Source organism: Ruminococcus turbiniformis (assembly GCF_020687545.1).
GTDB classification, from domain to species: Bacteria; Bacillota; Clostridia; order Lachnospirales; family Lachnospiraceae; genus Mediterraneibacter; species Mediterraneibacter turbiniformis.
Window position 1 is genome coordinate 11,871 of record NZ_JAJEQX010000009.1, and the last position, 22,214, is coordinate 34,084.

Sequence of the window (22,214 nt, forward strand, 5' to 3'; positions counted from 1 at the left end):
GCGGAACAATGAATAAAAAAATGATCATATATATTCTGGGCAAAATGCTGGGAGTCGAGGGAGCGGTGCTCCTGATCCCGGCAATTGTCTCATTTGTCTACGGAGAGAGGAGCGGCCTGTCGTTTGTGGCTGTTTCTGTGATCCTTGCTGTTATCTTTCTGCTTTTAGGGAGAAAGAAGCCGGAATCTACCACGATATACGGAAAGGAAGGATTCGTTATTGTCGGCCTTGCCTGGGTTCTGTGGTCGCTGTTCGGGGCGCTGCCATTCTGTATTTCGGGAAGTATTCCGAATTATATCGATGCGTTTTTTGAGACGGTATCCGGATTTACGACAACCGGGTCCACGATTCTTACGGATATTGAATCACTGCCGATGGGAGTCAATTTCTGGAGATGCTTTACGCACTGGATCGGCGGTATGGGTGTGCTCGTCTTTGTGCTGATGATCACATCTCTGGATGACCAGAACTCCATGCCGCTTATGCGTGCCGAGATGCCGGGGCCGGAGGCGGATAAGCTTGTTCCAAAAGCAAGGCATACGGCAAAGATTCTCTATGAGATGTATTTTGTACTGACCGCAGCCGAGGTTGTCCTCCTTATGTTCGGGGGCATGAATCTGTACGACGCAGTTGTCCATTCGTTCAGTACGGCGGGCACAGGCGGATTTTCCAACAGGAATGCCAGCGTAAGTTTTTACGACAGCGCATATATTGACGGTGTCATTACTGTGTTTATGATCCTGTTCGGCGTGAATTTCAACCTGTATTTCCTCCTTCTTCTCAAGGACTGGAAGAGCGTGCTGAAAAACGAGGAACTCAGGGCATACCTGGGGATCATTGCCACGGCCATCGCGGTTATTACGGTCAATATTGTGAATATATACGGAAGCGTACTGCATGCGTTCCGGTATGCGTCCTTCCAGGTGGCGTCGATCATTACAACAACAGGATTTTATACGGCGGATTTCGAACTGTGGCCGCAGCTTTCCCAGGTGATACTTCTGACGGTAATGTTTGTAGGAGCCTGTGCGGGTTCCACGGGAGGCGGAATCAAAGTATGCCGTTTCGTTATATTGTGTAAGTCAATCCGTCAGGAGCTTAAGAAAATCCTTCATCCCAATGCGGTTACTGTTGTAAAAATGAATGGCAAAAAGGTCAGCGCGGAGACGCTTCGGGGGATTAATGTATATTTTGCGGCATACATATTTATAATGGTATTGTCCGTAATTCTCGTCTCCATCGACAACTTTGATTTTGCAACTTCGTTCAGCGGTGTTCTGACAACGATCAATAATGTGGGACCGGGAATTTCAAAAGTGGGGCCTGTGGACAATTTCTACATGTTCTCGCCGCTGTCAAAGATTGTATTCAGCTTCGACATGCTTGTGGGAAGACTTGAGATTATTCCATTTCTGCTCATGCTCTCTCTGGATCTGTGGAGGAGAAGATTTTAGACGGAAGAATCCGGGGAGAAGAGTTCTGACAGAAGGTTCAGACGATAGAATCTAGAGGAAAGGAAAAAGACAATATGAAAAGCTTCAGGAACAGACTGATCGCTGTTGCGGCGGTTATCATACTTCTCGGCGTGTACTACTACGCAGCCCTGCCCGCGATCAATATTCATGCGACGGAATTCTGGATATTTCTTGCGGCGCTGCTTATTCTGGCCGCTGTCGTTTTTGCCAGAAGGAAAAGGCTCAGCAGATATGAACTGAAAGAATCAAAGGGACTTAAGCTGATTCTGGGACTGCTGGCGGCTGTTGTGATCATCTATATCGTCGGCGCGGTCCTCTCGTCACCCATTGTGAACGCGAAAAAGTACCAGCAGCTTATGACTGTGGAAAACGGGGAGTTTACAAAGGACATTGAGGAACTTTCATTTGACCAGATTCCGCTTCTTGACAGGGATTCCGCAACGCTTCTCGGGAACAGGGTTATGGGAAGCATGGTGGACATGGTGTCTCAGTTTGAGGTGGATGAACTGTATTCCCAGATTAACTATCAGGATCGTCCGGTGCGGGTGTCTCCGCTGAAATATGCCAGCATCGTCAAGTGGCTGACAAACCAGAGCGAGGGCATTCCTGCCTATATCAAGATTGATATGGCGACACAGGAGACGGAACTTGTGAAGCTGGACGAAGGCATGAAATATACGACAAGCGACCATTTCAACCGGAACATTTACCGGCATCTGCGGTTCCGTTATCCGACCTATATTTTCAATGACCTGAGTTTTGAAGTGGATGATGAGGGGACGCCTTACTGGATCTGTCCGGTGAAGAAATATAATATCGGCCTGTTCGGAGGTGTGACGATCGGAAGAGTCGTTCTGTGCAACGCGATTACCGGGGAAACACAGGATTATGCTGTTGAGGACGCGCCTCAGTGGATTGACCGGGCGTACTCCGCGGATATGCTTGTAGAGCTGTATGATTATCACGGGACGCTCAAGCACGGTTTCCTGAACAGTGTGCTCGGGCAGCGGGACTGCCTTGCAACAACAGACGGGTATAACTACCTTGCGATCAATGACGATGTGTGGGTATACACCGGAGTTACTTCCATTACGGGAGATCAGTCAAACGTCGGGTTTGTGCTGATGAACCAGAGAACAATGGAGACAAAATTCTATGAAGTGGAAGGGGCGACTGAGGCATCTGCCATGGCGTCCGCTGAAGGCCAGGTGCAGAACCTGCATTATACGGCCACGTTCCCGCTCCTTCTGAATATCTCCGGTGAGCCGACATACTTTATCGCGCTCAAGGACGATGCGGGTCTTGTGAAGATGTATGCCATGGTAAATGTGCAGCGGTATCAGATCGTTGCAACCGGGGATACAGTCAGCGAGTGTGAAGAACAGTACACGTCGCTGATGTACGAGAACGGAATCCGTGAAGTGGAAGAAGATACCCGGGATGTGCAGACTGTCACAGGAGCGATTACGCGGATTGCGCAGGGAGTAATCGATGGAAATTCACACTATTATATTATGGTGGAAGGATCGGAAGAGATTTTCGATGTGCCGGTTGTGGATTTTATCGATGTGATCCGCTATAATGTCGGAGATGAGATTACAATAGAATATAAAGAGGGAGAGGAAACAAATACGGTTGTTTCCCTGAAATAGAGACGGCCCCCTGCCGGGGGCCGGAACAATTCGGGAAAAGAAGAGCCGCCGGCCCGCGGAATATTTTGTCTGCGGGCCGGCGGCTTTGCCGTCGTTACTCTGTATTCAATTCTGATTTTTCTGATTTTCGGTCAGTTCAGCACAGTGTATGAATCAACATCCGGAATGTCGTTCTTCTCAGCGCTGACACTGAGATAGAAATCAATGTTGTTTTCACTGGAAATTTTATTCAGTTTCTGAAGAAATGCCGGGAGGCTTTCAAGCGTGATATTTGCCTGTTTCAGAACACTGTCGATAAAAATGACTTCGATATCATGGTTGCCGGCTACCATGCCATAGAGAAATCCTACGAATTCTTCAAGAGTGAGGATGTCGGGATAATCTGCCATACGGATTGCGCGGATGTTAAAGTCAACGGTGTAAGTATCCTTGTGGCTCTTTTTGATCAATACTACGTTTCCATTGGAAGTTTTCACCTTCTCATTTGCAAGTTCGATCATCTGCTGTGTTTTTCCACTGCCGCGTGGACCTGTTATTAAATTTACCATGGCGAATCTCTCCTTTATGTATGTATTGTTTGAGAATATCACCTCTCAAATATCTTAAAATCATTATACACTAAAGCAATGTGGGGAACAACTAAAAAAAGGATAAAAATAAAAAACATAAAATGATAAATGTTCTCAAAAATGATATTGAAAACAATGCCGCAGTGTGATAAGATTCAATCAATTGAAAATCATTCTCAAAATATGCCGCTGAAATTCTCTGCTGTGTGGCCCTGTAAACGGGAATATAAATGGGAGAAAAACGGCCGGAAGGAGGAATTATGCCTGCAGAAGTTTTGTCGTATTTTCTGAAAAACAGTGACCTCAGGCTGAGGCTTGCATTTCAGGTGGTACTCCAGTGTGCGCCTTTTTTAAAAGGACTGAAGGTATCCTGTGTCATATCGGTGGATACCGCACTGTACGGGGTGCTCGAAGAACTGTTTAAGGAGACAGAGATTGCCTGGTACAGGCTTTCTGAATCAGAGGGAAAATGCCTTGTCCTTTTTTACCGTCCCGCTGAGCTTGAAAAGTATCTGAACAGTTCGTGCGTGAACGCGCTGGCCGGAGAGTACGGTTACGGCGGCATGCCGCTTTATGAAATGCTCCGCCGCCTTAAGAACCGGGTGAGGACTTTTGCGGAGAGGGGAATGGGATTCCCGCATGAGATCGGCATTTTTCTCGGGTACCCGGAGGAAGATATCAGGGGCTTTATCGAAAACAGGGGACAGCGATACCGGATGACCGGATACTGGAAGGTATATGGAGATACGGAGCGGGCGGGGATGATTTTCAGGGAATATGACCGCGCAAAAGACTGTGCAGTCAATGAATTTCTGACCGGAAAGAGTATCCGGGAAATCGCCGCAGGGCAGTAATGAAATGGAGGAGAAAATATGAGTGTACCAGTAGTTTATTGGAGTGGAACCGGAAATACCCAGATGATGGCAGAAGCTGTGGCAGAAGGCATTCGGGCTGCCGGAGCAGAGGCAAATGTTATGGAGGTAGGCGGCGCGGACGCAGCCGCGCTTGCGTCAGAGAATGCGTTTGCACTCGGATGCCCGTCCATGGGTGCAGAGCAGCTTGAAGAAAGTGAGATGGAACCTTTTGTGGAAGCTCTTGAGCCTCTTGTATCAGGAAGAAAAATTCTTCTTTTCGGCTCCTACGGATGGGGAGACGGAGAGTGGATGAGAGACTGGGCAGAACGCATGAAAGCTGCAGGGGCGGTTCTTGTCAGAGAGGAGGGAATTATTGCCAACGAGACTCCGGATGAAGAGGCGCTTGAGCAGTGCCGTGCGGCGGGAAAAGACCTGGCGGCGGAAGTACAGTGATCAGAAAAGGGAAGATTCAGCGGGTTATACATTGACAAAACTGCCGTATTGTGCATATGATGATACAGGGTTCAGGCAAGGGGATGAAAAATATTTTCCAGAAGATTTCCGATTGCCAGTGCCTGAATAATATAATGCACAGGGGGCAGATTAATGGATCAGAACACATTGATTGGAATATTGATACCATTTGCCGGGACCGCTCTTGGCTCGGCAATGGTTTTTTTTATGAAGAAGGAGATGAGCGGACAGCTTCAGAAGCTTCTGCTCGGGTTCGCATCGGGAGTGATGATGGCAGCTTCTGTCTGGTCGCTTCTCATTCCCGCGATCGAGATGGCGGAAGAAAAGGGAGGAATCTCCTGGATGCCGCCGGCAGTCGGATTCCTGCTGGGGATGGGGTTCCTGCTCATCCTTGACACGGTAACGCCGCATCTGCATTTTACGGACGACAAGCCGGAGGGAATGCCGTCCCATTTAAAAAAAACAACCATGCTTGTCCTTGCGGTGACGCTCCACAATATACCGGAAGGCATGGCGGTGGGAGTTACCTTCGCGGGCGTTCTCTCGGAGAATGCGTCTATGACTCTGGCCGGGGCATTTGCGCTTTCAGTGGGAATCGCCATTCAGAACTTCCCGGAGGGGGCCATCATATCCATGCCGCTTCAAAGCCAGGGACTTTCAAAACCCAGGGCATTTGCATACGGGGCGCTTTCCGGCATCGTGGAGCCGGCAGCTGCGCTTGTCACAATCCTGCTGACGTCGTTTGTCGTTCCGCTTCTGCCGTATCTTCTGTCCTTTGCGGCGGGAGCTATGATCTATGTGGTTGTGGAAGAACTGATTCCGGAAGCCCAGACAGGGGAACATTCAAATATCAGCACCATCGGTGTTGCAGTCGGTTTTGTGCTGATGATGATTCTGGATGTGGCACTCGGATAGAAGTGAAGTATGGCAAGATAATTGTGAATGATGGCTTGCAATTATGTGCAATAAGTGATATTCTTTTATTTGCCGCGCAGAAAGGCCGAATTTTCTGCGCGGTAAACTCAGGAGAGTCTCTTTATGTATAAAGGCGGATGACATTAACCGGCCTTTCTGCATACAGGAGCGCCGAAGGTGTAAGCGGGATCTCTGTTCTGACGGGAGAGATGCCGTGAGTCTCTCAGGCAAAAGGATGGAGGTATAAAGGAATGTTTGAGCAAATCAATCAAATTATTACTGTAGTGCAGGGAGCTGTGTGGGGGCTTCCGCTGATTATTCTGATCCTGTTTACAGGATTTCTGCTCACAGTCAGGCTGGGCCTTCTTCAGGTAAGGCATCTCGGCAAAGCTTTCAGGTTCATGGTGAAAAACGAAGATGAGGGGCACGGGGAAGTGTCAAGTTTCGGGGCGCTGTGCACCGCACTGTCCGCAACGATCGGAACGGGAAATATTGCCGGTGTTGCAACCGCGATCGCAGCGGGAGGACCGGGTGCGCTTTTCTGGATGGTTGTGGCGGCTTTTTTCGGGATGGCTACCAAGTATGCGGAAGGTCTTCTGGCGATTAAGTACAGAACGGTCGATAAGGAGGGCCACGTGCTTGGAGGCCCGTTCTACTATATCGAAAACGGTATGGGGAAAAAATGGAGGTGGCTGGCAAAGCTGTTCGCTTTTTTCGGAGCATGTGTCGGCCTGTTCGGAATCGGCACTTTTACCCAGGTGAACAGTATTTCATCTGCGGTGACAACGTTTTTTGACCCGAAAGCAGCACATACGGTGTCCCTGTTTGGAATGGAGTATTCCTGGGCAACTGTGATCGCCTGCATCATACTGACTCTGTGTGTCGGCCTTGTCGTGCTTGGCGGACTGAAACGAATCGCGAAGGTTTCCGAAGTTGTCGTTCCGTTTATGGCGATTCTTTATGTGGGACTTGCGCTGATCGTAATATTTACAAATATAACGGCTGTTCCCGCGGCATTTGTGAGTATCGTAAAATCAGCCTTTACAGGCAGTGCCCTTGCGGGAGGCGTGATGGGAACAATGGTAATGGCAATGCAGCAGGGAATTGCCAGGGGAATCTTTTCCAATGAATCCGGGCTTGGAAGCGCGCCCATTGCGGCGGCTGCTGCCGTGACAAAAGAACCGGCGAGGCAGGGACTTGTCTCCATGACAGGAACGTTTATCGACACGATTATCATCTGCACGATGACCGGACTCTCGATTGTGATCGCCGGCTCCTGGGCAAATCCGGATCTGGAAGGAGTGGAGATCACGATGGATGCATTCCAGAAGGGGCTTCCCTTCCCGCCTGTGGTGGCATCGTTTGCCCTGATGCTCTGCCTTGTATTCTTCGCGTTTACAACGATTCTCGGATGGAATTATTATGGAGAGCGCTGCGTTGAATATCTTTTCAACAGAAAGCAGGCCGTAGTTACGGGATACAGATGGCTTTACATACTTGCCGTGTTTATCGGACCGTTTATGACAGTTGCCGCTGTGTGGAATATCGCGGATATTTTTAACGCTTTGATGGCATTCCCGAACCTGGTGGCTCTGCTGGTACTAAACGGTGTTGTTGTCAAAGAGTCGAGAGATTACTTTGCCAGACTGAAAGAAAGCAGATAACCGGGTATATTAAAAAACGAAAACAAGACAGACGGAATCAAAAGAGCCGCGGCGGCTATGGCTGTTCCAGGAGGGACATCAGCCATAGCCGCCGCGGCTTTCCTTCACTCTGAATTTATGTGAATCCTATTTTGCGGGATAGAACCCGGTCGGGGCCTCGCCCATATTAATCATTATATTTTTCATCTGGGTATAATGTTCCAAAATAACTTTATGTGTCTCGCGGCCGATTCCGGAAGCCTTGTATCCGCCGAACGGAGCGCCTTCCGGTATTGCGTTGTATGTATTTACCCACATACGGCCTGTCTCAACAGCCCTGGATACGCGCAGCGCCCGGTTGATGTCACGGGTCCATACCGCGCCGCCCAGGCCGTATTCACTGTCGTTTGCCATTGCGATGACTTCGTCTTCGTCCTTAAATTTCAGGACACATGCCACCGGTCCGAAGATCTCCTCCTGAGCGACACGCATGTCATTTGTTACATTCCCGAGGAGCGTAGGACGGATAAAGCAGCCGTTTTCCAGTCCTCCGTCTGTGATCTGATAACCACCGCAGAGTACTTCCGCGCCTTCTTCTTTTCCGATTTCAACATATTTTAATATTTTTTCCATCTGATGCCGGTTGATCTGGGCACCCATCTGCGTATCTTTCTCCCAGGGCATTCCCACTTTTACCTGATTGAAGCGGTTTACCGCATCTTCTACGAACCGGTCATAAATGTCTTCCTGTACGAACACACGGGAGCCTGCGCAGCATACCTGGCCCTGGTTGAAAAGAATACCCATCTGCAGACCGTCCATTGCCATCTCCCAGTCACAGTCATCAAAGAAGATATTGGCGGATTTGCCGCCCAGCTCCAGCGTGGAGGGGATCAGCTTTTCGGCCGCGGCCAACGCTACATTTCGTCCGACTTCTGTAGAGCCGGTGAATGCAAGTTTGCGGAAGCCCTTGTGCTCAAGCATGTACTGACCGGATTTTGATCCGGCTCCGGTGATTACATTGAAGACTCCGGCAGGCACTACATCCTGAATCAGGCGTGCAAGTTCAAGTACGCTTAAAGGTGTGGTGCTTGACGTCTTAAACACGGTGCAGCAGCCGCTTGCAAGAACCGGGGCAAGCTTCCATGCAGCCATCAGAAACGGAAAATTCCAGGGAACAATCTGCCCTACAACACCGATCGGTTCGCGGAGTATCAGACTAAGTGTATCTGTGCCGAGGATGGAAGCGCTTCCTTCGTCTGCCATGATGCATCCTGCGAAGTAGCGGAAGTGCTGTGCGGAATACGGGATATCAACAGAGAGAGTTTCCCTGATGGGCTTGCCGTTGTCGAGCGACTCAACCATTGCGAGAAATTCCGCGTTTTCATCGATAATATCCGCGATTTTATTTAAGATGGCGGCCCGTTCGTTGACCGGAACATTTTTCCATGAGGCAAATGCCGTCCATGCGGCTTTAACCGCGTCATCAACATCTTCCCGGGTTGCCTCGGCGCATTCTGCAAGAACGCGGCCGTCAGCCGGGCAGAATGTCTTAAATGTTGCCCCATCGGAGGCGTCTTTCCACTGTCCTCCGATAAATAACTGATATTTGTCCTGAAGTTTCACGTTCTGCATAAAAATCCTCCTTTCATTCTGTGTTATTGTGAATATTTCCTGCTATTTTTATAATTATCACGAAATATACTCGAAGTCAACAAAAATTAAAGATTTAACAATGGAATTATCAGATAAATTTGATAAAAGTTTGACAATACACTTCGCAGATGACATGTAAATATTTCTTTTTCATGATAATCATGGACATGAATAACAAGTTCTGAAAATACATGATCGTGTGTTTTTGGGATTGCATTCTACTATATTTTGTATTAGAATAAATTCCGTACAGTGCTTCTGCCCTAAAAACCTTCATGTAAAGGCAGGTGAACGGTATACGGGGCAGAGTACAGTGAAAATGCACGATTAAGGAGACAGACGAATGCAGATTATCAAGAGAAACGGCGCGGAAGAAGTATTTGACATTAAAAAGATTATCAGAGCGATCACGAAGGCGGACAGCTCCACAGAAGGAAGGTGCCTTACAGATTCGCAGATTGAGGATATCGCGGAGTTTGTTGAATTTAAATGTAATAAACTGAAGAGAGCGGTGTCTGTGGAGGAAATCCAGGATATGGTGGAGAACCAGATCATGGCCACAGGCGCTTTCGAGCTGGCGAGAAGATATGTGAGATACCGTTATAAGAGATCTCTCGTGCGCAGGGCAAACACGACGGACAACAGGATTCTTTCGCTGATCGAGTGCAATAATGAGGATGTAAAACAGGAAAATTCAAATAAGAATCCGGCGGTGAACAGTGTTCAGCGAGACTATATGGCAGGAGAAGTCAGCAGGGACCTGACTCAGAGAATGCTCCTTCCGGAGGACATTGTGGAGGCGGACAAAGAGGGAATTATCCATTTTCATGATTCGGATTACTATGCGCAGCACATGCATAACTGCGATCTGGTCAATCTGGAGGATATGCTTCAGAACGGTACGGTGATCAGCGGGACAATGATCGAGAAGCCGCACAGCTTTTCTACCGCATGCAATATCGCGACGCAGATCATCGCGCAGGTGGCCAGCAACCAGTACGGAGGACAGAGTATTTCTCTGGCGCATCTTGCGCCGTTTGTACAGGTGTCAAGGGATAAGATCAGAGCGGAAGTCATAAAAGAGATGGAAACCATCGGATTTGACTGCCCGAAGGAGAAGCTTCATGAGATTGTGGAGGGCCGTCTGAAAAAGGAAATTACAAAAGGCGTGCAGACCATTGAATATCAGGTGATTACGCTGATGACAACCAACGGGCAGGCTCCTTTCCTTACTGTATTTATGTACTTAAATGAGGCAAAGTCGGAGTCAGAGAAGAGGGATCTGGCCATGATTATCGAGGAGACGCTGCGTCAGCGATATCAGGGAGTAAAAAACGAGGCCGGCGTATGGGTGACACCGGCGTTCCCGAAGCTGATTTACGTGCTTGAGGAGGACAATATCGAGGAGGGAACCCCGTACTATTATCTGACCGAACTGGCTGCGAAGTGTACATCAAAACGCCTTGTACCGGACTATATTTCAGAGAAGAAGATGAAAGAGCTCAAAGAAGGGAACTGCTTCCCTGTGATGGGATGCAGAAGCGCGCTTAGCCCGTGGAAGGATGAGAACGGAAATTATAAGTTCTATGGCCGCTTCAACCAGGGCGTTGTGACGATCAACCTTGTGGACGTGGCGCTTTCTTCCGGCGGGGATATGGACAAGTTCTGGAAGATCTTCGATGACAGGCTGGAACTGTGCTATCGCGCGCTGATGTGCCGACACAACAGGCTGAAGGGAACTCTCTCCGACGCGGCGCCGATTCTCTGGCAGTTCGGCGCGCTGGCAAGACTTAAGAAAGGGGAGACGATCGATAAGCTGCTCTACGGCGGATATTCCACGATCTCTCTCGGATATGCGGGACTTTATGAGTGTGTGAAGTATATGACAGGCAAATCACATACAGACCCGGAGGCAACGCCGTTTGCCCTGGATGTGATGAAACATATGAATGAGGCGTGCGACAAGTGGAAAGCAGAGACAAACATCGGATTCAGCATCTACGGTTCGCCGATTGAAAGCACGACGTACAAGTTCGCGAAGTGCCTGCAGAAACGGTTCGGCATTGTGCCGGGCGTGACGGACAAGAGCTATATTACGAACAGCTATCATGTCCATGTGGGCGAGGAGATTGACGCTTTCTCAAAACTGAAATTTGAGTCCCAGTTCCAGGCACTCTCCACAGGAGGGGCGATCAGCTACGTGGAGGTACCGAATATGCAGGACAATATTCCGGCAGTACTTCAGGTTATACGCTTTATCTATGACAATATCATGTATGCGGAGCTTAATACAAAGAGCGATTACTGCCAGGAATGCGGATATGACGGAGAAATCCGTATTGTGACAACAGAGGAAGGAAAGCTTGTGTGGGAGTGCCCTCACTGCGGAAACCGAAACCAGGATACGCTGAATGTGGCAAGACGTACATGCGGCTATATCGGAACACAGTTCTGGAACCAGGGCAGAACCCAGGAGATTAAAGAGAGGGTGCTTCATCTGTAATGAATTACGGAGAGATAAAAAAATGTGATATTGCAAACGGGGAGGGAGTGAGAGTCTCCCTTTTCGTATCCGGGTGTACCCACCACTGTCCGGGGTGTTTTAACCGGGAAACGTGGGATTTTGATTACGGGAAACCGTATACAGACGAGACGGAAGAAGAGATTTTATCCGCACTTGCGCCGGACTATATAGACGGGCTGAGCCTTCTCGGCGGGGAGCCCTTTGAGCCGCAGAACCAGAGGACGATTATTGGTCTTTTGAAAAAGGTGAGAGAACGTTTCCCGGAAAAAACGGTATGGTGTTATACAGGGTATTTGTTTGATCGGGATCTGTTAAACAAAAGCCGGGCGAGATGTGAATACACGGATGAGATGCTGTCCATGATCGACATTCTGGTTGATGGGAGATTTGTGGAGGCATTAAAGGATATCCGGCTTGTGTTTCGCGGCTCCTCCAATCAGCGTATCATCGATGTAAAAAAGACGCTTCAATCCGGTACGGTCACAGCGTGGGAGCCGAAGGTGCGCAGAGGCATGTGAAATATATCTTCAAAAGAAAAACCGCGGCGTCGGAGTCTGCTCATGGCAGAAAACTGACGCCGGGGGTTCTGATGCAAAATATATTTACAGAGGAATCTCTATTTTGTATACGCAGGTCTCTTCGAGATACATACGGTAATCTCCGAGAGGTTAAGTCCTTCCGGAGAGAACATACCGATTTTGTCAGGGATATATTTCCCGTCAGCGTCGAGCAGAACGGTGTATCCGGCTGGAACGGCACCCTGTTCTGCGGCGGCCTCGCTGAAAGAGTAGGCTACTCTGACTTCATACGGTGTGACGGTGACAGAGGAGACGCCCTGACCGTCGGGACCGTACTGGTTGACCTCAACAGTTTTTGTGTCGATCTCCTGACGTGTGATCTTAGTTGAGAAGTTCCATTCTCCGGAGAGCATCAGCGTGCTGTCCTGCTGTCCCCACATGGGGATAAGCTCTGTGATTGTGAGATCCCACTGGAATGTGTCCGGAATTTCATATTCTACATACGGGTAGAGACTGAACTCGATGCGCGTCATTCCGACAAAGGTGTTTTCATCGGTAAATTCTCCCTTAAGGTCAAGATAGGGATTCACGGTGCCGGCGGTGCGGAACTCTTCGGAGAACGGTTCTTCTGACTCGATTTTGACAGAGAGGGTCAGGGACTCTTCTGTGCAGACAAATCCACGTTTTAAACCATTCCGGATTTTTCAGATCTTTTATATTCTGATATCCTTTCAATATTACAGAGCCGACCAGGTCGAGGGCATCCTGCTCATTTTTCATCTGCAGAAATGCCATCCTGTACAGATATTCCTGATACTGGCGGATAAGCTGTCCGTAGGCATCCGGATTGCCCCGGACTGCCTTGCGGACGAGTCGTATTTCTTCCTCCCTGTTCATAAAGCAGGGGCTCCTTTCTGTTCGTGTAAAGAGCGCTCTTTTTGTCGTATTGACTTTACATAGATTAGACTCGAAAAGCAAGTGTCCGGTTGCAGAAAGTTTTCCTTGACTTATACGGAGCTTCTTCCTATAATAAATGAGTATATTGTAAAAGACAAAGAAGGGGAATAGTAGGAGCGTACCGTTTTCCAGAGAGCTGCCGGACGGTGAGAGGCAGCGGCGCAAACTCTGAACTGGCCCCGGAGTTCTTCCGCTGAAAAACAGAAGTAGGCGGAGGCGGGTATTCCCGTTACAGAATCAATGAGTGCATTTGCCACGGAAAGAAGGAAAAGCGGCAGAGTTTTCTCTTCTCAATGCGGCAGATGAACAAGAGTGGTACCACGGAAACAAGCCTTTTCGTCTCTTGAAGTGTTCAGAGAGAAAAGGCTTTCTTTATGCCGTCGGGCGGCGAAAAGGCCTGCCGGAGGCATATTTCCTGCATGAAAACATTTGAAAGAGAGGAATCACCACATGGGTACAAAGATTATGTACAACCACAGAGCCATTGAGAAGAAATGGCGTGAGAAATGGGAGGAGAATCCGGTTAATCCGAAGGTGGATGACAGCGGAAAGAAAAAACCGAAATACTACTGCCTTGACATGTTCCCGTATCCGTCGGGAAACGGACTTCACGTAGGACACTGGAGAGGATACGTGATTTCTGATGTGTGGAGCCGTTATAAACTGCAGCAGGGTTACTACATCATTCACCCGATGGGATGGGATGCGTTCGGACTTCCGGCAGAGAACTATGCCATCAAAATGGGCGTTCACCCGGCAAAATCCACAGCTGAGAACGTGGCAAACATTAAGAAGCAGATCAACGATATCGCAGCTCTTTACGACTGGGATATGGAAGTAAATACGACGGATCCGGCGTTCTACAAATGGACGCAGTGGATTTTCGTCAAGATGTTTAAGGAAGGTCTTGCGTATGAGAAGGAGTTCCCGATCAACTGGTGCCCGTCCTGTAAGACCGGTCTGGCGAACGAGGAAGTTGTAAACGGAAAATGCGAGCGCTGCGGTTCTGAAGTGACGAAGAAGAACCTTCGCCAGTGGATGCTTCGGATCACGAAGTATGCGGACCGTCTGTTAAATGACCTGGATAAACTGGACTGGCCGGAGAAGGTTAAGAAGATGCAGACAGACTGGATCGGAAAGTCCTACGGCGCTGAGGTAGACTTCCCGGTTGACGGAAGAGATGAGAAGATCACAGTCTACACGACGAGACCGGATACGCTCTACGGAGCTACTTTCATGGTGCTCGCTCCGGAGCATGAGCTGGCTGCATCCCTTGCAACGCCTGAGACGAAAGAGGCAGTGGAGAAATACATTTACGAGGCTTCCATGAAGTCAAATGTAGACCGTATGCAGGATAAGGAGAAGACCGGCGTGTTTACGGGAAGCTATGCGATCAACCCGTTAAACGGGGCGAAGACGCCGATCTGGCTGTCTGATTACGTGCTGGCAGACTACGGTACAGGAGCCATCATGTGCGTGCCGGCTCACGATGACCGTGACTTTGAGTTCGCGAAGAAGTTTGATATCCCGATCGTCCAGGTTATCGCAAAGGACGGAAAAGAGATTGAGAATATGACGGAAGCGTACACAGAGGCGTCAGGAACAATGATCAATTCCGGCGAGTGGAACGGGATGGAGTCCGCAGTGCTTAAGAAAGAAGCGCCGCACATTATCGAAGAGCGGGGCATCGGCCGCGCGACGGTAAACTACAAGCTCCGTGACTGGGTATTCTCCCGTCAGCGCTACTGGGGAGAGCCGATCCCGATTGTACACTGCCCGGACTGCGGCTGCGTGCCGGTGCCGGAGGAGGAGCTTCCGCTTACCCTTCCGGACGTGGAGTCCTACGAGCCTACAGGGACAGGGGAGTCCCCGCTTGCGGCCATCGACGAGTGGGTGAACTGCAAGTGCCCGAAGTGCGGAAAACCGGCGAAGAGAGAGACAAACACCATGCCTCAGTGGGCAGGTTCTTCCTGGTATTTCCTGCGCTATGTGGATAATCACAACGACAAAGAGCTGGTTTCCAGAGAGAAGGCAGACGAGATGCTTCCTGTTGATATGTATATCGGCGGTGTGGAGCATGCGGTGCTTCATCTTCTGTATTCCAGATTCTATACAAAGTTCCTGTGCGATATCGGCGTGATCGACTTTGACGAGCCGTTCCACAAGCTGTTCAACCAGGGAATGATCACCGGAAAGAACGGAATCAAGATGAGCAAGTCCAAAGGAAATGTCGTTTCCCCGGACGACCTTGTACGCGATTACGGCTGTGATTCCCTGAGAATGTATGAGCTCTTCGTAGGTCCGCCGGAGCTGGATGCGGAGTGGGATGACAGAGGAATCGACGGCGTCAACCGTTTCCTGAAACGTCTCTGGAACCTGCTTATGGAGAGCAAGGACGCGGATATCAAGGCGACAAAAGAGATGGTCCGTCTCCGCCACAAAATGGTTTACGATATCACAAGCCGTCTGGAGAGCTTCAGCCTGAATACGGTTATTTCCGGATTCATGGAGTACAATAACAAGTTCATGGAAGTTGCGAAGAAAGAGGGCGGAATCGACAGAGAGACTCTGGAGACGATCGCAGTGCTTCTCTCCCCGTTTGCACCTCACTTTGCAGAGGAGATGTGGGAGCAGTTAGGCCACACGGAGACTGTCTTCAAGGCGGGATGGCCGAGCTATGACGAGAACGAGATGAAGGACGATGAGATCCAGATTCCGGTTCAGATCAACGGCAAGACAAGAGCGGTTATCAGCATTTCCGCTGAGGCGGCGAAAGACGAGGCAATCGCGGCAGGAAAAGAAGCGATTGCGGATAAACTGACAGGCAATGTGATCAAGGAGATCTATGTGCCGAAGAAGATTATCAATATTGTGATGAAATAATAATGAAGCGGCGTGAACACTCTGTGCAGTGTTTGCGCCGCTGATTTGTTTATTGTATTCTACTCTTCATCCAGAAAGAAGATCTCATCCACATGGAGTCCCAGCAGCTTTGCGATTTTCATTGCAAGCTCCAGAGTCGGGTTGTATTTGTCATTTTCGATGGCAATGATTGTCTGGCGGCTGACGCCCAGGAGCCTGGCCATATCCTCCTGGCGCATTCCGGCCTGTTTTCTGAGTTGTTTTACTGTGTTCTTCATAGCTTTAGCTACAGCGTCACTGCGAGATATGTTCCCACAGACAGAAGTACAATCAGGAAAATGACAGTGAGAAGGATCATCTGCAGCAGACGGTTCGGCTCTTTGTACTCATCATCGCCGGCAATCATTTTCTGCCGGATGGCTGTTTGGGAGAAAAACTGTACACTTGTGGCGAGACACAGGATGAGGACAGGCAGAGGTTCATATTCTGTCCCGTGTGCAAGTGACTGCCAGCAGTTGAAAAGAACCCATGCGGCCATGGCAAGCTTGAATCGCTTTTTGTAACAGTCCAGCCATAGAACTTTATTTATCAATTCTGTGAAGCAGAAGAGCACACAGACAGAACGCGGCGGTAAAGATCAGAAGAAGAGGCGCCGTACCTCCGGGGGAAAATGCCGATGCAGTCATCAGTTTATATCCCCACGATGCAGGAAGGAGTTTTCCCGCAGTTTCAAGCGCTTCCGGGAGCAGATCAGCAGGAAACATGATCCCGGAGAGCATGACAGAGGGCAGAAAAGCAATGATCGAAATCATAGAGGTTTTCGCCTGGTCTTTTACGGCCAGCCCGATTACGGCCGCGACGCCAAGTGATACTGCCGTGAAGATGGCGGTGCAGAGAAAGTACATTCCCGGATTTTCCGGAATCTCAGCGCCGAAAGCGGGCGGCGCGGCGAGAAAGAGAATGACGCTCATGATCATCAGATGGATGAAGGAAGACAGAACGGTCAGGATAAGGCCGAGCCAGAGAGGGACGCCGTTTGCCTGATACATCTTTTTGATGCCGCTTCCGTATATTTCCACGAGAGAGGGCGGAACCCCGATGAGGGCGCCCATTGTCACGCCGAACACGGTCATGGACTGGATCAGCGTACCCTTTGTCTCCGGCATGACAGAAGTAAAGATTCCGCCCATCACAGCGAAGAAAAGAAGCGGGACGAGGTAGCAGGTGATGAGCATTGTCCTGCTTCTTATGTCAAGTTTCCATTGCAGTCCAGCTCCGTATAAAAAAGCTTTCATCTGTTATTCTCCTTTGCGATCTTCATAAAATGCTGTTCCAGCGAACCCCGGTCCACACGGATATCGGAGATGACGGTTCCGTCTTTTTTGTACTGTCCAAGCAGGGAGAGGAGCGTTTCCGCGATATCGTCGGATTCGTATGTTTCGTATGTTTCGGTTCCGTTTTCAGGGAAGAGTTCTTCCCGGTATTCGGAAAGGGTTTGCCCCGGTCTCTCAACCCGGACCGTGATCTTATAATGTCTGCCCACCTGTTCATTGAGTTCGGGGACTGTACCGATAAAAGCGATTTTCCCGCCGGCCAGAATGGCGATCCGGTCACACAGAGTTTCGACTTCGGCCATGTCATGGCTTGCGAGTATGATGGTTTTTCCCTGCTCTTTCAGCCTGCGGATCTGTCTGTGAAGCGAGATTCGTGCTTCTACGTCGAGTCCTGCAGTCGGTTCGTCCAGGAACAGAATATCAGGATCGCGGATCAGTGCGAGAGCCAGATGAAGACGGCGTTTCTGGCCTGTTGAGAGCTGATAATACTGTTTTCCGGAAAGCTCTCCTATGCCGAGGGAGGAGAGCATCGTTTCGTCGGCAGAGGTGCGATTCCACCCGGCAAAGAGTCTGACCGCTTCCATTGCCCTGATATGTTCCGGCAGAGAAGCCGACTGAAGCTGGATGCCGGTTCTGCCGTTTACTGTGATAGTTCCGCTGTCATATCTGCGAAGTCCTTCGATACATTCAAGGGTTGTCGTCTTGCCTGCTCCGTTGCTGCCGAGCAGTGCGAAGATCTCGCCCCGGCGTACAGAAAAATCAACACCCTTTAACACGGCATGGTCTCCATAGTTTTTGTGCAGTCCGGTGACGAGCAGAGCGTCTGACATCTGATCTTTCATTTTGCGTCCTCCTGAAACGGGTTGATTCCAAGCCGGGAGAAATAGACCTCCAGCACCTGTCCGACATAGGCTCCGGCGTCGGCCTGTTTGTTTTTCCAGTCACTGTCGGCCCCGTCAAACTGTCCCAGCTCCATGAGCCGGGGAAGCATACTCATATCTCCTCCGGTAAATTCGGTGATCATTTCCCAGTATGCTTTTGCAAACTGCTGTCCTTCGCTGCTGTCAGCGGGGACATTTGCTTTTTTCAGACGCAGCGCTTCCTCCTGAAGATTCAGGAAGGTGTCCATAAACGCCTGCCCGCTGTCTTTGTCGAAACGAGTGCGGATATGATCCAGCATCTCATCGTCAAAGTGTTTGATCAGCCAGTAGAACTCATTGTCCATCTGCAGATTTACGATAATGTCTGCATATTTTTTGAAATCAACGGTCTGCATGTTCAGTACTTCTTCCCTGAGCAGTTCCAGGTCTTTAAGAGAGTCTGAGAGAGAGTCTATTTTCCGGCGGAGAGCGGCGGCCTGTTCCGAGAGAACCCCGGCTACCTCTGACGGTGTGTCAAGGGGGATGAGCCGGTTTTTTATATCATCCAGAGAGAATCCCAGATGCTTTAGAGAAAGGATCTGATGGAGCTTTACGATATCCCTGTCTGTGTAGAGCCTACGGCCGCCTTCGCTTACGGCGGAAGGAGAGAGAAGCCCTTCTCTGTCGTAATGCTGCAGAGTGCGCACAGTGACGTCCATCTTTTTGGCAACCTCGCCTACAGTCATATATCCTTCTGGAATTGCTTTTTGTCCTTTTGAAATTACTTTCTGTTTTTCCATTTCTTATCGCCTCCTGTAGAAATAGTATAGCTCATGACGCAGCGTCATGAGCAAGGGGGTTAAAGGAAAAATGAACTGAGCACTTCTGGCCGCTTACAGACTGGATCGCTCATGGCGCACCAGATAGTTGAGGTACAGACCGTTTTCCCCGATTTTTTCAACCCGCTTCAGCGTGAACTCCACAGGAGCTTCCTCGCTGAAAGCGGGTTAAGGAAACTCCAGTTTACAAGGCCGCCTCCGCAGATCAGCAGTTTTTTAATATGGAAGAGATCGTACAGTTTTTCCATTGCCATCCTGCAGTCCAGCTCATTTTCTCCGGCGAGAATGTAGGAGACTTCTCTCTGGCGCAGATATGCCGGGTAGGAGACCGGGGTGGAGCCGGTGAGAATCTCGATCACGTGAGTGGGAGTCGTTCCCCGGTAGTAAAAAGTCCCGGATTCCCATCCGATCTCCCCTTCTGTATCCACGGAGACGTAATAAAGATCAGCGTTTTCGTCCGCGACAAAATCGCCCTCAGGGACAGAAGAAACTTCCGCCAGGACCGGGCGGACGAAACTGGTAAATTCCTTTGTGGTTGTCGTTCCGTACATCCAGGCACCGGCAGCCAGTTCGCTTCGCAGTGCTGCATATTTTCCGGCCAGTTCCGCCGTACTTTCTGTTTCCATAAAAGGTCCGTTTATTTTTCCATCAAGAGAGCTTAAAATGTGGCATATTGTGTATGGTTTATTCATGGTTTACACCTCCGGTTCTGTTTTGCCGTTTTTGTCCTTTCCATACAGGAACATGGTTTCACTGAATATTATAACTTCTGAAAAAGGATGCGGGAAGAGGCGTTTTAGTAGGCAGGTATGTACCGGAAGGTTTTATGTGCTGGACTTTCCGGGGCAGAGTGATACAATAAAGTCAGTGTATACGGTTTTGTTACAAATAAAAACAGCTGGCGGGACGCATGCTCGCCGTACTGTTATATTACGGCCGCCTGCCGGATCTGTTTTGAGTTCCGGATATCGGCGGCGGGAACGGAAGGGAGAGAGAAAAATGTCACAGATGAGTGATTATGTGAGAAGAACATTTAAGGAAAATGACGATATACGGGATGCCGGACTTACCACACCCGATGATGTCGTCCGCTACGACGATATCTGCTATGGAACGGACACAAAATGGCAGATGCTTGACGTGTACCGGCCGAAGGAAAAAGCAGGGGAAACGCTTCCTGTAATCGTGAGCGTACACGGCGGGGGATGGGTGTACGGGGACAAGGAGTTGTATCAGTTTTACTGTATGAGCCTTGCGCAGAGAGGGTTTGCGGTTGTAAATTACACCTACCGTCTTGCGCCGGAATTTCAGTATCCGAGCTCTCTCGAGGATACGAATCTTGTTTTTGCCTGGGTGATGAAACATGCGGAAGAGTACGGGATGGACACGAAGAATGTGTTTGCTGTGGGCGATTCCGCGGGAGGAAACCTTCTTGGAATTTATGCGGCCGTGCTGACCAATGCGGAATATGCGGCGCAGTATCCCTTCCGTGTGCCAGAAGGGCTTAAGCTGAATGCGGCTGCGCTTAACTGCGGAGTGTATGATGTGGCGATGGCCGGGGACGAGAATGAGATGAGAAGAGAGCTGATGAAAGATCTGCTGCCTGAGAAGGGCAGCGAGAGAGAACTTGCGCTTATCTCTCCGGTGAATCATGTGACAGAGAATTATCCGCCGGTGTTTCTTATGACTGCGGTCAATGATTTTGTGAAAATGCAGGCTCCTGCCATGGCAGAGAAACTGGCGGAGAAGAATGTACCGTTTACGTTTAAGCTATATGGAGATAAGGACAACCGTCTTCCCCATGTGTTCCATCTGAATATGAGATGTGTGGAGGGAGCGGTCTGCAACGACGAGGAGTGCGCGTATTTCAGAGAGCATATGCGTTGAGCAGACTGTGGATGGGCGGATGAACTGCGGGCGGAAGAAAGGGAGACGACGGCAGTATTATGATTCTCAGTGCGAGCAGGCGGACCGATATTCCGTCTTACTATTCAAAGTGGTTTTTTAACAGAATAAAGGAAGGGTATGTGCTGGTCCGGAATCCGATGAATTATCATCAGGTCAGCCGGATCAACATTTCCCCGGATGTGACGGATGGGATTGTTTTCTGGACGAAAAATCCATCCCGTATGCTGGAACGGCTTGGCGAGCTGGACGACTATTCATACTATTTCCAGTTTACGCTCACTCCGTACGGAGATGATGTGGAACCGGGACTGCCGTCAAAGCGCAGCGTGATTATTCCGTCATTTCTTGAGCTTGCCCGGAGAGTCGGGCCAAGGAGGGTGATCTGGCGGTATGATCCGATTCTCATCAACGAGAAATATACGGTTGAGAGGCATATGCGGTATTTTGAGATGCTTGCTTGTATTCTGGCGGACTCGACAGAAAAATGCGTGATCAGCTTTGTCGATCAGTATCGGAATATTTCTTCCGCCATGCGGCGGCTGGGAGTAAAAGAAGTCAGTGCGGATGAGATGCATCTGATCGCACGGCATTTCTCAGATACTGCCGGAAAGCACGGTATGACGGTATATGCCTGTGCGGAGGCGGAAAATCTGGAAAAGTGGGGTGTGAAAAAGGCACACTGCATCGATCCGGAGCTTCTGGGGGAACTGGCCGGATACACGATCTCAGCCGGGAAGGACAAAAACCAGAGAGCAGAGTGCGGGTGCGCAGAGAGTATTGATATCGGTGCGTACAATTCCTGCCGGAATCTGTGTGAGTATTGCTATGCGAATCACAGCTTAAGCGGGATAGAGAGAAATATCCGGCTGCATGATCCGAAGTCTCCGATGCTGATCGGAAATGTGGAGGAAGGGGATCGGATTGCGGAGCGGAAGGTGAAGAAGGTCGGGGACGGGCAGATGGAGATGAGGTGGGAGTGAATTGCCAAACCAGAATTGACACCGGATACGATATGAGCTAAAATGAAAAAGAACATTTGTTCGGTTTTCTGCAGGCGCTACTTTGTAAGAGGAACAATACATGGCATCATCTAATCTATACCAAAAAATAAAACAGGTTATCAGAGAAGACGGAACTTTTGTACAGATTTTGAGGACGGAATAGGAGTAAACGG

At 49.6% G+C, this 22,214-nt stretch carries 21 protein-coding genes, 1 riboswitch and 1 other annotated feature; of the genes, 11 read left to right on the forward strand and 10 right to left on the reverse strand.

The window, feature by feature from the left end; all coding sequences use genetic code 11:
• Positions 1 to 8: 8 nt before the first annotated feature.
• Positions 9 to 1,454 carry a TrkH family potassium uptake protein gene (locus LKD70_RS06500; RefSeq protein WP_227707228.1) on the forward strand — a complete coding sequence of 482 codons (1,446 nt, stop codon included), beginning with the start codon at positions 9 to 11 and terminating at the stop codon, positions 1,452 to 1,454.
• 74 nt (positions 1,455 to 1,528) lie between these two features.
• Positions 1,529 to 3,127, forward strand: coding sequence for a CvpA family protein (locus LKD70_RS06505; RefSeq protein WP_227707229.1), 1,599 nt, complete (start codon positions 1,529 to 1,531; stop codon positions 3,125 to 3,127).
• Positions 3,128 to 3,258: 131 nt separating this feature from the next.
• On the opposite strand, the gene LKD70_RS06510 is transcribed toward LKD70_RS06505, so the two are convergent.
• Positions 3,259 to 3,675, reverse strand: a complete 417-nt coding sequence (locus LKD70_RS06510; protein WP_227707230.1) for an AAA family ATPase — start codon at positions 3,673 to 3,675, stop codon at positions 3,259 to 3,261.
• A gap of 281 nt (positions 3,676 to 3,956) precedes the next feature.
• Between LKD70_RS06510 and LKD70_RS06515 the strand changes: the two genes are divergently transcribed.
• The 4 genes from LKD70_RS06515 (at position 3,957) to LKD70_RS06530 (ending at position 7,603) form a co-directional block, all read left to right on the forward strand.
• Positions 3,957 to 4,550 carry a DUF3793 family protein gene (locus LKD70_RS06515; RefSeq protein WP_227707231.1) on the forward strand — a complete coding sequence of 198 codons (594 nt, stop codon included), beginning with the start codon at positions 3,957 to 3,959 and terminating at the stop codon, positions 4,548 to 4,550.
• An 18-nt stretch (positions 4,551 to 4,568) separates the two neighbouring features.
• Positions 4,569 to 5,003, forward strand: a complete 435-nt coding sequence (locus LKD70_RS06520) for a flavodoxin (RefSeq protein ID WP_227707232.1) — start codon at positions 4,569 to 4,571, stop codon at positions 5,001 to 5,003.
• 153 nt (positions 5,004 to 5,156) lie between these two features.
• Complete coding sequence (locus tag LKD70_RS06525; protein WP_227707233.1) at positions 5,157 to 5,939, forward strand: ZIP family metal transporter; 783 nt, start codon at positions 5,157 to 5,159, stop codon at positions 5,937 to 5,939.
• Between the two features lie 98 nt (positions 5,940 to 6,037).
• Positions 6,038 to 6,188: riboswitch (glycine riboswitch) on the forward strand.
• A 2-nt stretch (positions 6,189 to 6,190) separates the two neighbouring features.
• Positions 6,191 to 7,603 (forward strand): alanine/glycine:cation symporter family protein, encoded by a 1,413-nt coding sequence (locus LKD70_RS06530; RefSeq protein ID WP_227707234.1) that lies wholly within the window; start codon positions 6,191 to 6,193, stop codon positions 7,601 to 7,603.
• Between the two features lie 126 nt (positions 7,604 to 7,729).
• Here the strand turns inward: LKD70_RS06530 and LKD70_RS06535 are convergent, their stop codons facing one another.
• Positions 7,730 to 9,217, reverse strand: a complete 1,488-nt coding sequence (locus LKD70_RS06535) for an aldehyde dehydrogenase family protein (protein ID WP_227707235.1) — start codon at positions 9,215 to 9,217, stop codon at positions 7,730 to 7,732.
• Positions 9,218 to 9,581: 364 nt separating this feature from the next.
• Between LKD70_RS06535 and nrdD the strand changes: the two genes are divergently transcribed.
• Positions 9,582 to 11,741 (forward strand): anaerobic ribonucleoside-triphosphate reductase, encoded by a 2,160-nt coding sequence (gene nrdD, locus LKD70_RS06540; protein WP_227707236.1) that lies wholly within the window; start codon positions 9,582 to 9,584, stop codon positions 11,739 to 11,741.
• Positions 11,741 to 12,280 (forward strand): anaerobic ribonucleoside-triphosphate reductase activating protein, encoded by a 540-nt coding sequence (gene nrdG / locus LKD70_RS06545; protein ID WP_227707237.1) that lies wholly within the window; start codon positions 11,741 to 11,743, stop codon positions 12,278 to 12,280. The genes nrdD and nrdG overlap by 1 nt, the downstream gene beginning before the upstream one ends.
• A gap of 98 nt (positions 12,281 to 12,378) precedes the next feature.
• On the opposite strand, the gene LKD70_RS06550 is transcribed toward nrdG, so the two are convergent.
• The gene (locus LKD70_RS06550) at positions 12,379 to 12,870 is read right to left on the reverse strand and encodes a hypothetical protein (protein ID WP_227707238.1); all 492 of its coding nucleotides are present in this window, start codon (positions 12,868 to 12,870) and stop codon (positions 12,379 to 12,381) included.
• On the reverse strand, positions 12,854 to 13,177 hold the full coding sequence (locus tag LKD70_RS06555) for a sigma factor (RefSeq protein WP_227707239.1): 324 nt from the start codon (positions 13,175 to 13,177) through the stop codon (positions 12,854 to 12,856). The genes LKD70_RS06550 and LKD70_RS06555 overlap by 17 nt, the downstream gene beginning before the upstream one ends.
• A 148-nt stretch (positions 13,178 to 13,325) precedes the next feature.
• Positions 13,326 to 13,584 (forward strand) — a binding site (T-box leader).
• Positions 13,585 to 13,687: 103 nt separating this feature from the next.
• Here LKD70_RS06555 and leuS point away from each other — a divergent pair.
• Positions 13,688 to 16,120: a leucine--tRNA ligase gene (gene leuS / locus LKD70_RS06560; protein ID WP_265104769.1), complete on the forward strand. Its 2,433-nt coding sequence runs from the start codon at positions 13,688 to 13,690 to the stop codon at positions 16,118 to 16,120.
• 59 nt (positions 16,121 to 16,179) lie between these two features.
• On the opposite strand, the gene LKD70_RS06565 is transcribed toward leuS, so the two are convergent.
• The 6 genes from LKD70_RS06565 to LKD70_RS06590 all read right to left on the reverse strand — a co-directional run bounded on the left by LKD70_RS06565 (position 16,180) and on the right by LKD70_RS06590 (position 19,824).
• Positions 16,180 to 16,377, reverse strand: a complete 198-nt coding sequence (locus LKD70_RS06565; RefSeq protein ID WP_227707240.1) for a helix-turn-helix transcriptional regulator — start codon at positions 16,375 to 16,377, stop codon at positions 16,180 to 16,182.
• 8 nt (positions 16,378 to 16,385) lie between these two features.
• Positions 16,386 to 16,637 (reverse strand): hypothetical protein, encoded by a 252-nt coding sequence (locus LKD70_RS06570; RefSeq protein ID WP_227707241.1) that lies wholly within the window; start codon positions 16,635 to 16,637, stop codon positions 16,386 to 16,388.
• A 43-nt stretch (positions 16,638 to 16,680) separates the two neighbouring features.
• On the reverse strand, positions 16,681 to 17,394 hold the full coding sequence (locus LKD70_RS06575) for an ABC transporter permease (protein ID WP_227707242.1): 714 nt from the start codon (positions 17,392 to 17,394) through the stop codon (positions 16,681 to 16,683).
• Positions 17,391 to 18,275 carry an ABC transporter ATP-binding protein gene (locus LKD70_RS06580; protein WP_407690919.1) on the reverse strand — a complete coding sequence of 295 codons (885 nt, stop codon included), beginning with the start codon at positions 18,273 to 18,275 and terminating at the stop codon, positions 17,391 to 17,393. Before LKD70_RS06580 ends, LKD70_RS06575 begins: the two co-directional genes overlap by 4 nt.
• Complete coding sequence (locus LKD70_RS06585; RefSeq protein ID WP_227707243.1) at positions 18,272 to 19,093, reverse strand: MerR family transcriptional regulator; 822 nt, start codon at positions 19,091 to 19,093, stop codon at positions 18,272 to 18,274. Before LKD70_RS06585 ends, LKD70_RS06580 begins: the two co-directional genes overlap by 4 nt.
• 167 nt (positions 19,094 to 19,260) lie before the next feature.
• The gene (locus tag LKD70_RS06590) at positions 19,261 to 19,824 is read right to left on the reverse strand and encodes a dihydrofolate reductase family protein (RefSeq protein ID WP_227707244.1); all 564 of its coding nucleotides are present in this window, start codon (positions 19,822 to 19,824) and stop codon (positions 19,261 to 19,263) included.
• 307 nt (positions 19,825 to 20,131) lie between these two features.
• Between LKD70_RS06590 and LKD70_RS06595 the strand changes: the two genes are divergently transcribed.
• Together LKD70_RS06595 and LKD70_RS06600 are read left to right on the forward strand one after the other, a co-directional pair.
• Positions 20,132 to 21,019, forward strand: a complete 888-nt coding sequence (locus LKD70_RS06595) for an alpha/beta hydrolase (protein ID WP_227707245.1) — start codon at positions 20,132 to 20,134, stop codon at positions 21,017 to 21,019.
• Between the two features lie 59 nt (positions 21,020 to 21,078).
• Positions 21,079 to 22,020 (forward strand): DUF1848 domain-containing protein, encoded by a 942-nt coding sequence (locus LKD70_RS06600; protein WP_227707246.1) that lies wholly within the window; start codon positions 21,079 to 21,081, stop codon positions 22,018 to 22,020.
• Positions 22,021 to 22,214: the final 194 nt, after the last annotated feature.